15 protein-coding genes are annotated in these 14,495 nt (G+C 65.2%); 4 read left to right on the forward strand and 11 right to left on the reverse strand.

Features of this window, described 5'->3' with window-relative positions:
- Complete coding sequence (locus tag J2X56_RS17860) at positions 1 to 3,189, reverse strand: efflux RND transporter permease subunit (RefSeq protein WP_310161378.1); 3,189 nt, start codon at positions 3,187 to 3,189, stop codon at positions 1 to 3.
- A 410-nt stretch (positions 3,190 to 3,599) separates the two neighbouring features.
- Here J2X56_RS17860 and J2X56_RS17865 point away from each other — a divergent pair, with 410 nt between their 5' ends.
- Entirely contained in the window at positions 3,600 to 4,478 is an 879-nt protein-coding gene (locus J2X56_RS17865) for an oxygenase MpaB family protein (RefSeq protein ID WP_310161588.1), read from the forward strand.
- 7 nt (positions 4,479 to 4,485) lie between these two features.
- On the opposite strand, the gene J2X56_RS17870 is transcribed toward J2X56_RS17865, so the two are convergent.
- The 5 genes from J2X56_RS17870 to J2X56_RS17890 form a co-directional block, all read right to left on the reverse strand.
- Positions 4,486 to 5,388 carry a hypothetical protein gene (locus J2X56_RS17870; protein WP_310161381.1) on the reverse strand — a complete coding sequence of 301 codons (903 nt, stop codon included), beginning with the start codon at positions 5,386 to 5,388 and terminating at the stop codon, positions 4,486 to 4,488.
- Positions 5,385 to 6,314 carry a hypothetical protein gene (locus tag J2X56_RS17875; RefSeq protein WP_310161384.1) on the reverse strand — a complete coding sequence of 310 codons (930 nt, stop codon included), beginning with the start codon at positions 6,312 to 6,314 and terminating at the stop codon, positions 5,385 to 5,387. The genes J2X56_RS17870 and J2X56_RS17875 overlap by 4 nt, the downstream gene beginning before the upstream one ends.
- Before the next feature lie 64 nt (positions 6,315 to 6,378).
- Entirely contained in the window at positions 6,379 to 6,756 is a 378-nt protein-coding gene (locus J2X56_RS17880) for a cytochrome c family protein (protein ID WP_199725052.1), read from the reverse strand.
- Between the two features lie 31 nt (positions 6,757 to 6,787).
- Positions 6,788 to 7,579 carry a DUF2145 domain-containing protein gene (locus tag J2X56_RS17885; protein ID WP_134134171.1) on the reverse strand — a complete coding sequence of 264 codons (792 nt, stop codon included), beginning with the start codon at positions 7,577 to 7,579 and terminating at the stop codon, positions 6,788 to 6,790.
- 21 nt (positions 7,580 to 7,600) lie between these two features.
- Positions 7,601 to 8,011, reverse strand: coding sequence for a hypothetical protein (locus J2X56_RS17890; RefSeq protein WP_134134172.1), 411 nt, complete (start codon positions 8,009 to 8,011; stop codon positions 7,601 to 7,603).
- 205 nt (positions 8,012 to 8,216) lie between these two features.
- On the opposite strand from J2X56_RS17890, the gene J2X56_RS17895 reads away from it, so the two are divergent.
- Positions 8,217 to 8,960 (forward strand): helix-turn-helix transcriptional regulator, encoded by a 744-nt coding sequence (locus J2X56_RS17895; protein ID WP_121041189.1) that lies wholly within the window; start codon positions 8,217 to 8,219, stop codon positions 8,958 to 8,960.
- Positions 8,961 to 8,965: 5 nt separating this feature from the next.
- On the opposite strand, the gene J2X56_RS17900 is transcribed toward J2X56_RS17895, so the two are convergent.
- The 4 genes from J2X56_RS17900 to J2X56_RS17915 form a co-directional block, all read right to left on the reverse strand.
- Positions 8,966 to 10,195, reverse strand: coding sequence for an MFS transporter (locus tag J2X56_RS17900; protein ID WP_134134173.1), 1,230 nt, complete (start codon positions 10,193 to 10,195; stop codon positions 8,966 to 8,968).
- A complete protein-coding gene (locus J2X56_RS17905) occupies positions 10,192 to 10,539 on the reverse strand; it encodes a DMT family protein (protein WP_034335429.1) in 348 nt (115 codons plus the stop codon). The genes J2X56_RS17900 and J2X56_RS17905 overlap by 4 nt, the downstream gene beginning before the upstream one ends.
- 78 nt (positions 10,540 to 10,617) lie before the next feature.
- A complete protein-coding gene (locus J2X56_RS17910; protein ID WP_121041193.1) occupies positions 10,618 to 11,352 on the reverse strand; it encodes a hypothetical protein in 735 nt (244 codons plus the stop codon).
- Between the two features lie 159 nt (positions 11,353 to 11,511).
- On the reverse strand, positions 11,512 to 12,411 hold the full coding sequence (locus J2X56_RS17915) for a LysR family transcriptional regulator (RefSeq protein WP_121041195.1): 900 nt from the start codon (positions 12,409 to 12,411) through the stop codon (positions 11,512 to 11,514).
- 89 nt (positions 12,412 to 12,500) lie between these two features.
- On the opposite strand from J2X56_RS17915, the gene speG reads away from it, so the two are divergent.
- Both speG and J2X56_RS17925 read left to right on the forward strand, forming a co-directional pair.
- Entirely contained in the window at positions 12,501 to 13,091 is a 591-nt protein-coding gene (gene speG, locus J2X56_RS17920) for a spermidine N1-acetyltransferase (RefSeq protein WP_204726792.1), read from the forward strand.
- A gap of 68 nt (positions 13,092 to 13,159) precedes the next feature.
- The gene (locus tag J2X56_RS17925; RefSeq protein WP_121041199.1) at positions 13,160 to 13,492 is read left to right on the forward strand and encodes a multidrug efflux SMR transporter; all 333 of its coding nucleotides are present in this window, start codon (positions 13,160 to 13,162) and stop codon (positions 13,490 to 13,492) included.
- Between the two features lie 16 nt (positions 13,493 to 13,508).
- Here the strand turns inward: J2X56_RS17925 and J2X56_RS17930 are convergent, their stop codons facing one another.
- Positions 13,509 to 14,450: a GlxA family transcriptional regulator gene (locus J2X56_RS17930; RefSeq protein ID WP_039783025.1), complete on the reverse strand. Its 942-nt coding sequence runs from the start codon at positions 14,448 to 14,450 to the stop codon at positions 13,509 to 13,511.
- Positions 14,451 to 14,495 lie beyond the last annotated feature (45 nt).

Here is a 14,495-nt window from a genome sequence, read left to right on the forward strand (position 1 = left end):
TCAAGACTCCTGATGCGCGGGTCCGCCCGCCAGATGGCGTCGCCTTTCGGCGCGGCGGGCCAGCCGCTGATGCACACCGGCGAATACCACCGGTACGAAGAACAAGGTCGATACGGTGGCCAGCAGCAGGCCCCCGATCACGGCGCGCCCCAGCGGCGCGTTCTGCTCGGCGCCCTCGCCCAGGCCCAGGGCCATGGGGATCATGCCGATGATCATCGCCAGCGCAGTCATGAGCACCGGACGGATACGGGTGGAGCCCGCTTCCAGGGCGGAGGCCAGCGGGGTCGCGCCCTCCTCGCGGCGCTGCCGGGCAAAGGCGACGATGAGGATACTGTTGGCGGTGGCTACCCCCATGGTCATGATGGCACCGGTCAAGGCCGGCACCGACAACGTGGTGCCGGTGAGGAAGAGCATCCACGCAATCCCCGCCAGTGCAGCCGGCAAGGCGGCGATGATGATGGCCGCATCGATCCACGACTGGAAGTTCACCACCACCAGCAGGTAGACCAGCACGATGGCCATGGCCAGACCCACGCCCAGGCCGATGAAGGAGGACTGCATGGTCTCCACCTGGCCACGGATGGCCACCTGGCTGCCGCGCGCCAGCTTGGGCTTGATCTCCTCCACCAGCTTGGCAACCTTGCCGGCCACGCTGGCCAGGTCGGTGCCCTGCACGCTCACATAGACATCGATGGCCGGCGAGATGTTGTAGCGCGAGGCCACCGCCATCTGGCGTCCCGCATGCACGTCGACCAGGTTGCCCAGCAGCTGCGGCGGCGTGGCGGCATTGGCACCGGCACCGACCGGGATGTTGAGCAGGGCATCGAGCGAATCGACCTGGTATTGCGGCGACTGCACCGCGATGCTGTAGACCACGCCATTGTTGGGATTGAGCCAGAAGGCCGGCTGTGTCTGCGAGCTGCCGGACAAGGCAATCAGCAGGTTCTGTCCGACGTTGGCCGCAGACAGGCCGAACTGCTGCAGGCGCGTGCGATCCATGCGCAGGTCCAGCGAGGGGCCATCGAGGCGCTGGTGCACGTGGGCATCGACCGCGCCCGGAATCTGGCGGATCTGCTTGGTCAGTTCGGCGGCCAGGCGCGCGTTGGCTTCCATGTTGGGGCCGGTGAACTGCACGTCGATGGCGGCTGGCAGGCCGAAGTTGAGGATCTGGGTGACGATGTCGGCCGGCTGGAAGAAGAATTCGATACCCGGGAAGCGGCGCGGCAACTGCTCGCGCAGCAGCGACACCAGTTCCTCGGTAGGACGATGGCCTTCCTTCAAGGCCATCAGGATCTCGCCATCCAGCGTGCCGATGGTGCCGGCATTGCTGTAGGAGAGGTTGATGCCGGAGTTGGGCACGCCCAGGTTGTCGAGGATGGTCTCCAGTTCCGAGGCCGGAATCAGTGAGCGGATGACGCGCTCGACTTCATCGGCCGCGCGCGCCGTTTCCTCGATGCGGGTACCGGTCGGCATGCGCATGTGCAGGCGGATCTGGCCGCCGTCCACGTTGGGGAAGAAGTCGCGCCCGAGGAAGGGATAGAGCAGGCAGGACAGCAGGCAGAACCCCAAAAAGCCCAGCGCGAAACGGCGCCGGTGCGCCAGCAGCGAAGACAGTACCAGCGTATAGCCATGGCGCACGCGCTCGAAGCGGTTGTCGAAGGCGCGATAGAGCCGCTGCAGCAGGCTCTGCTTGGCGCTGTCGACCTGGCCGTGACTGCCCATGAGCAGCATCACCAGGGTCGGCACCAGGGTGCGCGAGAGCAGGTAGGAAGCGGCCATGGCGAACACCACCGCTTCGGCCAGCGGCACGAACAGGAAACGCGCCACGCCCGAGAGGAAGAACATCGGCACGAACACGATGCAGATGCACAGCGTCGCCACGAAAGCCGGCACGCCGATCTCGCCGGCCCCGACGATGATGGCGTCATGCAGCGGTTTGCCCAGGTGCAGGTGGCGTTCGATGTTCTCGATGGTGACGATGGCCTGGTCCACCAGGATGCCCACCGACAGCGCCAGGCCGCCCAGGGTCATGAGGTTGAGCGTCTCGCCCAGCGCGGCCAGCATCAGGATGGCCGCCATGATGGACAGCGGAATGGTCAGCCCGATGATGAGCGTGCTGCGCCAGTTGCCCAGGAAAAGCAGCACCATGGCGGCCGTCAGCCCGGCGGCGATGAGCGCCTCGCTGATGACGCCGGTCACCGCCGCCTTGACGAACAGCGACTGGTCGAACAGCGGCGTGATCTTGATGTCTTCCGGCAGGGTCTGGGCAGCGGTGGGCAGGAGCTTGCGCAGGTTGTCGACGATGTCCAGGGTAGAGGCCCCGCCATTCTTGAGGATGGACAGCAGCACGCCGCGCGCGCCATCCTGGCGCACCACGTTGGTCTGCGGCGAGAAGCCGTCGCGCACGTTGGCCACGTCCTTGAGGTAGATCGTGGCCCCGTTGGCGGTGCGCACCGGCAGTTCATTCAAGCCGGCTACCGCTTCCGGCGAGCCGTTGAGCTTGACCGAATATTCGGTGCCCCCGAACTTGGCCGTACCGGAGGGCAGGATCAGGTTCTGGGTGTTGATGGCGTTGACCACGTCGATGGGCGAGAGGCCGCGCGACTGCAGCGCGGGCGTATCGAGGTCGACCGAGATCAGGCGCGTCTTGCCGCCATAGGGAAACGGTACGGCCACGCCGGGAATGGTGATGAGCTGCGGGCGCAGCGTCTGCACGGCGGTATCGAAGACGGTTTGCTCGGGCAGCGTGGGCGAGGACAGCGCCAGTTGCATCACCGGGATGCTGGAAGCCGAATACTTGATCACCAGCGGCGGCGTGATGCCCGGCGGCAGCTGGCGCAACTGCGACTGCACCGAGGCCACCACCTGGGCGATGGCGGTCTGGATGTTGGCCTTGGGCTGGAAGAACACCTTGATCACGGCCACCCCGGCCAGGGATTGCGACTCGATGTGTTCGATGTCGCTCACCACCGTGGTCAGGCCGCGCTCGTTCTGGGCGGCGATGCGCTGGCCCATCTCCTGGGCCGACAGGCCGTTGTAGTTCCAGATGACGGAGACCACCGGGATATTGATCTCGGGGAAGATGTCGGTGGCCATGTTCTTCAGCGTCAACGGCGTGGCCAGCACGATGAGCAAGGCCATCACGATGAAGGTGTACGGGCGGCGCAAGGCCAGCGCGACCATGTTCATGAACTGCGATCCCTGTGAAACGGGCAGGCCGGACCAGGCGCGCTGTGGCTCACCCATGCCCGCAGCCGGCATCCCGTGCGATGCCTGCCGTCCTCTCCCGCGATGCTGTATTTCGTCTTGCGCGGCGTGGCGTGCTTCCCCGGTGCCCCGATCGCGTTCCCTGAATTGCGCCGTTCTGCTCCCTGTCCTGCGGCCCCGATGTTGTTCTTCTGGGACCGTACGGCGTGGCTATTGTAACGGCCTCGCAGGCCGCGTGCAGAGGGCGTTGCGACAAATCGCTTTCTGACAGAAATGTCAGCGAAACGCTTCTCGCGGGCTGCAAACTGAACCGGAAAAATGTCCACATGACGGCCCCGGCAGGAATACTGTCGCTATGGCACACTGCCCTTCCCTTCCGCTTTTTCTGCATCATGGAATTCCTGCGCCAGCGCATCGAAGCCAATGTACTCGCGATCAGCCGTGGCCCCGGCAGTGCCGATTTCCTGCAGCCCCCGGGCGACCCCGGCCTGTTCGGACCGGACTCGGCGGCGTGGCAGGTCCATAGCGATTTCACCGCCATGCTCACCGGCGGCGTCGCGGCACTCCTGCTGCAGATGCTGCATCCCCTGCCGCTGGCAGGCGTCTGGGACCACTCCAACTTCCAGGCCGACATGCTGGGCCGCCTGCGCCGCACCGCCCAGTTCGTGGCCGGTACCACCTTCGGCAGCCGGGCGGACGCCGAGCGGCTGATCGCCCGCGTCAAACAGATTCATCTTGGCGTCACCGGCGTGGCACCCGACGGCCGCCCTTATGCAGCCAGCGATCCGGACCTGCTCACCTGGGTCCACGTGGCCGAGGTGCATTGCTTCCTGCAAGGGTACCTGCGCTATCGCCGCCCGGATTTTCCGGCGGCGCGCCAGGATCAGTATTTCGATGAAATCGCCTGCGTGGCTGAAGCGCTTGGCGCACGCGAGGTGCCGCGTTCACGGGCGGCCATCGCCGATTACATCGCGCGCATGCGCCCGCAATTGCGTTGCGACGATCGCACCCGCGCCACCTTGCAGCTGGTCTTGAATGCGCCTGCTCCCAATGCGGTAGCGCAACCGTGGACACGACTGATGATGCGCGGTGGGTTGGACCTGCTGCCGCCGTGGGCACAGGAGATGCTGGGCGTGACGCCACGCGGACCGCTACGGCGCGAACTGCTGCGGCGCTCGGTATTGCTGGCAGCGCAGCCGATCCGCTGGGCCATGCGCAATGGCTCCATCCACCTGGCACGCCGGCGCATGGGCTTGCCGCCACAGCCTTGACGATCGCTCAGGAAAACAGACCCAGGCTGTCATCGGTGGCGATGGCCACGGCACCGGCCGCCGCTGCTACCGGTGCCAGATCGGTGGCATCGCGCTGACTGCGGCTGCCTGATGCTTCGCTGCGGCCTTCGGGGCCACTGGTGTCGCCGCTGCCATCGCGGCCGTTGTCCCAATCTCCGCTGGCACCGCCGCCATCGAACTGGCCCTGGAAGGCATCCGGATCGGAATTGCGCTCACTGACGTCGCGGAACAGACTCACGCCCTGGCTGGACGTGGTGAAGCTGAACAGTGCGGCATTGTCTTCGTCATCGCGGCGCTGCGCGCGGCGTCGTGTCACCGGCTGTACCGCCGGCAGTTGTGCCAGCAACGCGCGCAGCTGGAGCCAGCGCGCTTGCTCCAGGCCGCTGCCGCTGTGCAGCGATTGCCGGATCAGCCGCACCAGCGCCACCAGCGCACGGGACGCGGTCAGCAATGCGCGCCGCTCCTGATCCAGGCGATCCAGCTCGGCGCGCAAGGCGGCAAGCTGCCCATGGCGCTGGCGGTCGATGTGGCGGGTCAGGCGCACACGCATCAGGGCCAGCGCCTCGCGATAGGCGGGACCGGCCAGCCACGCCATCCAGCCGAACCACATGCAGCGGCGCTGATGGCGGGCGAAGCTGTCGAGGATGAGTGCATCGACGAAATCGGGCACTTCCCGCTGCAGGCGCGCCAGCGTGGAGCGCGAGATGGCGGGCAGCAATTGTTTTTCCACCAGCCGGATGCGATAGCGGCGGCGCTGGCGATCGGCGATCTCGATATCGCGCCGGATCTTCTTCAGACGCGGACTGAGTGCGCTGTCAGCCTGTTCGAGAAGCGGCAGGGCTGCGCGCAATTCGGCACGCTGGGCGTCGGTCAAGGGAGGGATGCTCATGCGGCCAGCTCCTCGCCGTCTTCGTGACGGCTGGCAAAGTAACGCGCGAAATAATCGCGCAGGCCCGGCTTGTCCATCGTCGCGGCCCATTCCAGCGGCTGGCCGGGATGGATGGCGAGGTCGTTCCAGGGGTCGTAGCCGAGGTCGGTGATGTCGTGCATGCGCAGGAAATAGCGGCGATTGATGGCATCGCCATGCCACAGGTGGCGGATGTGGCCGGGTACCACGCCCAGGCTGCCGCGCACCTCTGCGTGGAAACGCGCGCTCCATGCGCGCAGATGTGACAGCTGGCGCGGCTCATGCTTGAGCGCATTGCGGATGCAGAAGTTGCAATCGTTGAAGATGGCATGCGCCATGAAGTGATCGGCGCTGCCGGAGATCGCACATTCATAGAGGCCGACGCGGTCGAAGATGTCGCGATGCATGGCCCAGCCATAACCGGTGTGGCCGTGCAGGTCGTAGCGTCCGGCATTGAGCGTGGCGGGATCCCTGGCCATCACGCTGGCGAAGGAATGGCAGAGGTCCGGCGTGGCCCCGGGCTGACCGTGACGATCCAGCCGTGTGCAGGTCTCGAACACCTGCACCACCCGATGCCGTTGCAGTGCCTGTACCAGATCGGCCGGCCAGCGCGGATTGTCGAACAGGATGTCGCAATCGATCCAGGCGACGAAGCGGCAGCTTGCAGGTAGCCAGGAAGCGCCGAGATTGAGCAGTCTTTCCTTTTGCCACAGCAGGGTTTCGGAGCGGATCTGGATCACGTCCAGGCTGGGTGGCAAGTCGAAGGGCGCATCGCCGAAGGCACATTCCACGGTCAGGCAGGGGACGCCGGCCTCCCGCATGCCCTGCATGAACAGGCCGTAATTGCGCCGCCGGCTGGCATAGCCGACCGGATTGAAATAGGTGGTGATGACGAACAGCTCGGACATGGCGCGGCGCTCTTGTTGTCGTTATGGCTGATAGACGCTGATGCGTCAGCCGCCTAGACCGCGCTTATTGCTGGAAAGTTCGCAGATAGGCCAGGATGTCGTCGATCTGCTTGTCGCTGCCGATGCCCCAGAAGCGCATCTTGTTGCCGGGGACGACATCGCTGGGCGCCTTGAGGAAGGCGCGCAATTTGTCTTCGGTCCAGATGAAGCCGGCCGAGGCCATTGCCGGAGAATACTTGAAATCGGTGGTGGAACCGGCCTTGCGCCCGATCACATTGGACAGCTGCGGACCGAAGCCGGCGCGCGCCGAGGGGCCTACCGCATGACAGCTGGCGCATTTGGCGAAGGCGGCGCGGCCCGCCGCGACATCTCCCGCCCCCAGTGCGGACAACGGAGCAACAGCAATGACAAGGGCGAATGCCAGGCAATGATTCGGGCGCATGGGTCGTTCCGGCCAACGCCGGCATCAGGAATTACTGGATCACGAAATGGCTGGCTTCGAGACCGGCTTTCTGCAGGAAAGCCAGCAGCGAATCCGCCGTAGTGGTCTCGATTCTATCGCTGAAGCGCAAGGCGTTGGGATGATCGTCAAAAGCGATGTTGGCCTTGAACATGCGTCCGCCCAGGCGCGTCATCGGTCCCAGGTTCAGGGTGTCCGGCACGTAGCCCTTGAACTTCAGCCAGGCCTGCGCCTGCTCGCGCGTGGTGATCTGCGGCTCCAGCGCCATGGCGAGCATTTCGTTGACCCACTGGTTGGACTGCTGGTAGCGCGTCGCCCAGGGATAAGCCAGCATGTTGTACTGCGCTTCATGCAGGCGCGTGACCTGCGGGCGCACCAGGATCGCACGCAGGCGCTGTTGCACCTCCGGCTGCGGCACGGCCACATAGGCCTCCAGCAGGAAGGGAGAATCCATGAAGAACTGCCCCAGCCCCTGTTCATAGAGATTGCTCACGGCCGTTCCGCATTCGTTGAGCTTGTGGACCACAACCCACTGCTGGCCATCGCGATAGGCAAACGCCAGGTGCGAATAGCGTTGCCGGTACTTGCTCAGGTCTTGCCCGACACGGCCGATGATGACCACGTCTGCACCGCTGGCATTGAGCCGCGCGACGGTGCGCACGGCCATGTCCAGCTGGGCTTGCACGGCGGTGGCATCTGGGATGGCCGGTTCGCAGGACTGCCCGGCGTGCGCCGCCAGCGGTGCTGCGACGGCCAGGACCAGACCGGCAAGCAGGCATTTGATACGAAGTTGAAACAAAGCCATGGCGATCTCCCCTTGTGCCGGTCAGGACAGTTTCTCGCTCTTGAGCAGCGCCCGGCCCAGCGCATTGGGAATGATCGCCAGCACCTTGCCGGAGGCCACCAGCAGCGTGCCGGACGCAGAGGTCACGAACGTGACCGATTCACCGACGCCGACCGAGGCCGCGCCGCTGACATTGGCACCGACCGTGACCGAACCACGGATGCCCTCGCCCACTTTTTCCAGCACATAGACCGTACCATCGGCGGAGGCTTCCACGCCCTTGACCACGTAGCGTCCGCCTTCGGAAATGAAGGCGGCAGGCAGCATCACCGAGACCACCACCGACACGGTGGACGCATCGCTGTTGCGCGACTGGGCATGTACGGGGGCGCTCAGGAGGGCGGCGATCAAGACGCAGGAAAGCGTGAGGCGATGCAGCAGCGGGCTGTTCATGATGGACTCCTTGTTCTTTGACTGATGAGGGATGTGTGAATGACGGCTTGCTGGTCCGCCTTGGCGGGTCAGCGGGACGCACTGTAGCAATGCCCCTGCAGAACGTGGATCACCTCATCAGAAAGCGCAGTTCCTGTCGCATCCGGTATCGAAATACAATACCGGCCAAACATCGCGCGCCGCGCGCATCACAAGGAGGAAGGACATGGCCCAGGCCGAATCGCTGGTCAATGCATTGAAGAATCTGCTCAAGGCGCGCGGCATCACCTATGCGCAGCTGGCCAAGGGACTGGGCCTGAGCGAGGCCAGCGTCAAACGCATCTTCGCCGAGCGCAGCTTCACATTGGAGCGGCTGGATCAGGTCTGCACGCTGCTGGGCATCCAGATCAGCGACCTGGCGCGCATGGTGGTGGCCGAGCAGCCGGTGCCCTCGCGCCTGACCGAAGAACAGGAAAAGAAACTGGTGGCCGATCCCAGGCTGCTGCTGGTGGCCGTGCATGCCCTGCACCAGTGGACGCTGGAAGACATCCTCGCCAGCTTCGCCATGAGCAAGGCCGAATGCATCCGCCTGCTGACGCGGCTGGACAAGCTGGGCATCCTCGACCTGCTGCCCAACAACCGCATTCGCGTGCGCGTCGCGCCGGATTTCACGTGGCTGCCGGGCGGACCGATCCAGCAGTATTTCCGCGCGCAGTTGCGCAATGATTTCTTCAACTCCCATTTCGACAAGCCGGGCGAGAAGATGATCATGGTCAGCGGGACGCTCTCCGAGGAAAGCAATGCCACCGTGCAACGCGCCATGAACCGGCTGTCCTCCGACTTCCTCAGCGCGCATCAACAGGACCTGTCGCTGCCGCTGGAACGGCGTCATGGTACGGCGCTGATCGTGGCCCTGCGGCCGTGGACACCGGCGCAATTCCGCGACCTGCGCCGTGAGGAAGGCGAATAAGTCGATTACTTCGCCACCGCCACCGGCCGGCCGCCCGGCGCATGATCGCGCCGCTCGGCCAGCACAGCCCACACCACCAGTGCCAGCAAGGCGATCCCGGTCAGGGCCGCAAAGGCCGCGCCATAACCGTAATGCTTGGCCACCACGCCGGCCAATGCCGGGCTCATGGCTGCACCGATGGACTGGATGGTCGTCACCGCACCCAGGCCGATGTTGATGTGGCCGCTACCCTGCAGGATGCGCGCCACCGAGCCCGGCAGGGCCACGCCCAGCAGACCCGCGCCGACGCCATCGAGCATCTGCACCGGCAACAGCGCCCAGGCCGAATCCCAGACCCCGGCCACCAGGCCGCGCACCGGCAACGCCAGCAGTGCCACGGTAATGAGCAGCCAGTAGCCCTTGCGGTCGGCGAAGCGGCCCGCAAAGAGCGCCGTTGGAATCATCACCAGTTGCGCCACGATCACGGTCAGCGCCGTATAGAGCGCCGGATCGGCATGGCCGCGCGAGACCACCGACTGGCTCAGCAAGGGCAGCATGGCCGCATTGCCCAGGTGGAACAGCATCATCGCCAGCGCCAGCAGCATCAGCGGGCGCGACCCGGCCAGCACGCGCCAGGTGGACACCTGCGGCTGGCCGGTGGCACGTTCGGGGTCGAGGCCACGGGCGACATCATGGTCGATGTCCTCGGGACGGATGCGCGAGAGGCACACCAGCGACGCCATCGCCATCACCGCCATCAGCACGAACACCGCCGGCAAGCCCCAGAAGTAGCCGAGTGCACCGGCCAGCGCCGCCGAGAAGACATTGCCGCCGTGGTTCCAGGCCTCATTCTTTCCCAGCTGCGAAGGCAGGCCCTGCTGGCCGACGATGCCCAGCGTCAGGCCGGCAATGGCCGGTCCGATGATGGCGCCGACGATGCCGGTGCCGACCTGCGACACCGCCGTGATCGTGAAGCTGGGCGAGACCAGCAACAACAGCGAGCCCGCCACCACCAGCACCGAGCCGATGCCGACCACCAGTCGCTTGGCGCGCACCGCATCGGTCAGCGCCCCGGCGGGCGTGGTGGCCAGCATGCCGGCAATGCCGCCCAGCGTCATGACATAGCCGATGTCGTCCGCGGCCCAGCCGTGACCCATCAGGAACACACCGAGGAAAGGACCGAGCCCGTCGCGCACATCGGCCAGGAAGAAGTTCAGCCTGGAGAGCCAGGCGATCGAGCCCGCTTTGGTGTTCATCCGATGGGCCCCTTGAAGATGAAGAAGGCACCCAGGCAGATGCAGCCGAAGCCGACCAGGTGATTGATGGTGAACTGCTCACCCAGGTACAGCACCGAGAAGATCGAGAACACCACCAGCGTGATGACCTCCTGCATGGTCTTCAGTTCGGCGGCGTTGTAGACCGAGTGGCCGATGCGGTTGGCAGGCACCGCGAAACAGTATTCGGCCAGGGCGATGCCCCAGCTGACCAGGATCACCAGGTACAGCGGCCGGTTCTCGAACTTGAGGTGGCCGTACCAGGCAAAGGTCATGAAGACGTTGGAGATGATCAGGAAAACAATGGGAAGGATTTTTGGCGACATGGTTCTTATTCTTTATCAGGTGGATGAAATGACACGCGGAGAATCGGGCAGACCGCCGGCCTGCCCTGCCGCAACCCCTTATCGGACGCGGCTGTACAGCGGTTGCAGGGAATCCGCGCTGGCCCCGACATCAATGGCCTCGATGGCGGTACCGAAACTGTTGCGGGTCCCCAAGCCATTGGCAGCAAACGGCGCGCCAGGTTCCAGCGGCGTGCGCAGACTGTCGGGGGCAAAGCGCACGATGCTGCCGTCATCCAGGATGACGCCATTGGCTTCGCCACGCGGGCCGGTCAGGACCATGGCGATCTTGCCGCGCACCGAGAGCTGGCGCAGTTGCGCAGCGCGCAGATGAGGCGGCAGCGGCGGGTTGGCATCGAAGGCCGGCGGGCGGTCGATCACGGTCTGGCCATTGGCCAGATTGACGATGGCATCGGCCTTGATCACGCCGGCCGCTTCAGCCTGGCCGAAGATGCGTACCGACTGGCCCGGCTTGACCGCGTTCTGCAGCGTCTGCGACAGGTGCGGCGGGAACTTGATCACGGTGCGCTCGCCCACCATCAGGCCATCGACTTCGCCATAGGGATTGATCAGGAAGCGGCTTACGCGGCCTTCGGTGATGGGAGCCTGGGCGGTCATGGCGGCGTCATAGGTGGCGGGCGGGACCGGGGGTGCCATCGGGCCGGCGACCGGCGCGGCACCCGGCGGAGGCGGAGCAGGCGGCAAGGCCTGGGCTTGCGCCGCCATCATCGAACCCAACAGGGCCAGGGCCGAGAGCGCGGCCAGCGAACGGGGGAGGAAGGTGGAACGGTTCATGACAACTCCTTTGAGGTGAGAGGGGTACACCCTCTTTTGCAAACCCCGTGCCTGCCACGAATCCCTTTTAAATCAATGACTTGCGAACTTCCCCTCAGGCACATGTGTCCGTTCCCGTGACACCTTGGCGTCCGCTGCCGGACACTGTCCGCGCCGCCATCACATGTCTTCGCCCAGCACCGCCTGTCCCTGGCTGCTCAACAACTGGCCGAAGCGCTCGCCTATCCATTGCGCGGTACTCCCCAGCGGGCGGCCCGGCAGCCACAGCATCTGCACCGACAGCAGCGGCAGGGCCAGCGCCGGACAGCGCAGCGGCACCAGTGCCTTGGCATGATCGAAATATTCGGCGACGTTGACCGGCAGGATGGCCCAGCCCAGGTTGTCGGCCACCATCTCGGCGATGCTGTAGTGATTGTCGGAGCGCCACAGCTTGGGGCTATAGACCGGTTCTTCGACGCCATCGGCCTGCAGGATCAGTTGCCGGTATTGCGCCAGGTCGGTCTTGCGCAGGCGTTCGCGTGCGGCCAGCGGATGGCGCGGCGAGACGAAGATGCCTTGCGCCACCGAGCCGATGTGGCGCTGGTCGAAGCCGCTGGCCACGCGTCCCCGGTCGAAGTGAAAGCCGATGTCGGCGCGGCGCTGCTGCACGGCTGCCACCACTTCGGCCGGGGTGCCATCGAGCAAGGTCAGTTCCAGCGCCGGCGCGCGCGCCGACAATTCCCGCAGCAGCACGCGCAGGGCGGCATAGGGCAAGGCCTCGTCCAGCACCATGGTCAGGCTGGCTTCATCGCCCAGCGAAAAGGACCGGGCCCGTTCGTCCAGCGCATCGGCCTGGCGCAGCACCTCGCGCGCTTCCTGCAGCATGGCCGCGCCGACCTCGGTGAGGCCGGCCTTGTGGGCCGAACGGTCAAAGAGCGTGACGCCGAGATCGACTTCCAGCAGCGCGATGGCCGTACTGACGGCTGATTGGGCCCGGCCCAGGTGGCGTGCGGCGGCGCTGATGGAGCCCTGTTCGGCTGCAGCGACGAACTGGCGCAGTTGATCGAGATTCCATTGCATGTGGCACTCCATCTGAATTATCGATAGATATTATCTTTGTCGATCTGCCCTGACGGTGGATCATACTGGTTTTCCCACAAGGAGATTCCATGCAGAAATCACATGACCTCACCCGGACCGTGCGCCTGCGTCCGCTGGAGCGCGAAGACCTGCGCTTCGTCCATCACCTGAACAACAATGCGACGGTGATGCGCTACTGGTTCGAAGAACCTTATGAAACCTTCGCCGAACTCTCGGCCCTGTTCGAGGCGCACATCCACGAGCAGAACGAGCGCCGCTTCATCGTCGATGCCGATGGCGACAGCAGCGGCCTGGTGGAACTGGTGGAAATCAACACCGTCCACCGCAGTGCCGAATTCCAGATCATCATCGCGCCCGCCTCCCAGGGGCGCGGGCTGGCGGTGCAAGCCACGCGGCTCGCGCTGGACTATGGCTTTTCAGTGCTGAACCTGCACAAGATCTACCTCATCGTCGACCGCGAAAACGAGAAGGCCGTGCATGTCTACGCCAAGGCCGGCTTCCGGCAGGAGGGTGTGCTGAAGGAGGAATTCTTCATGAACGGCCAGTACCGCGACGTGATCCGCATGGGCATCTTCCAGCGCGATCACCTGGCCCGCATGCAGGCCGAACCGGCGCAGGAACACGCCGCACCCGCCACCGTGGAGACGGCGGTGCATTGAACCGCGCTCACGGAACGCACTGAACGCTCTGATTGCGTCGAATTGATTTATCCACAGGAGAATCCAGCATGTCCGCTTACCTGACCCTGGCGGTGGCCATCGTGGCCGAGGTGATTGCCACCACCGCCCTCAAATCCTCACAGGGATTCACACGACTGTTGCCGGGCATCATCGTGGTGCTGGGCTATGGGGTGTCCTTCTATTGCCTGTCGCTGACCCTGCGCACCATGCCGACCAGCGTGGCCTATGCCATCTGGTCGGGCGTGGGGCTGGTGCTCATCACGCTGGCCGCCTGGCTGATCCATCAGCAGCGGCTGGACTGGCCGGCCGTGGCCGGCATCGCGCTCATCGTCGCCGGCGTGATGGTGATCAACCTGTTCTCGTCCAGCGCGGCGCACTAGCGCACCTCAGCACATATCAAGCGCGCACTTCGCGCCGCATCGATTGCGGTGCCACCCCAAAGCCACGCAGGAAGACTTCGCGCATGTGGCGGCGATCCCGGAAACCGGTCTCGCGCGCCACCACCTCCAGCGGATGGCGGCTTTGCTCGATCATCAGCCGCGCCGCTTCCAGCCGCAGGCCCTCGATGGCCTTGGCCGGGGATTGCCCGGTCTCGGCCGTGAACACGCGGGTGAACTGGCGCGCACTCAGGTTGGCCTGCTCGGCCAGTTCCTCCACCGTCAGCGCGCGCTTGAGATGGCGGCGCGCATAGTTCAGCGCATCCTGGATGCGATCCGTCTTGGGGGCCAGCGCCAGCATTTCCGAATGCTGCGACTGGCCACCGGCGCGATGCTGGTGCATTACCAGCTTGTGCGCCACGCTGCGCGCCACTTCCTCGCCCAGGTCCTTGCCGACCATGGCCAGCGCCAGGTCCAGCCCGGCAGTCATGCCGGCCGAGGTCCACAGCGGGCCATCGACGATGTAGATGCGATCGTCTTCGATCTGGATGTCGGGAAAGCGCGCACGCATCGCCGCAGCAAACGCCCAGTGCGTGGTGGCGCGGCGGCGTGCCAGCAGCCCCGACTCGGCCAGTACGAAACCGCCGGTACAGATGCCGGCGATGCGCCTGGCCTTCTTTGCCGCCCGTTGCAGGAAGGCGCGCTCCTCCTGGCTCGCCGGCGACTCAAGCGGATTGCCCACCCCGCACACCACCCAGGTATCGATGGTGGCCGTGGCAGCCGCCCTGGTGGTGCTCACGCGCATGCCCAGGGACGACGTGATCTCGCCACCCGCGACCGAATAGTTGTGCATGCGGTAGAAGTCGTGGCCCACGACCTTGTTGGCATATTCAAAGACCGACTGGGTGGCCAGGCCCATGACCTGGAAACCTTCGGTGAGCAGGTAGCCGATGTGGTGCATGTCCGGACTCCGTGATGATGTCTCAAAACACTACCATATACGTCA

This window comes from Herbaspirillum sp. 1173, assembly GCF_031455335.1.
GTDB lineage: Bacteria > Pseudomonadota > Gammaproteobacteria > Burkholderiales > Burkholderiaceae_D > Herbaspirillum > Herbaspirillum huttiense.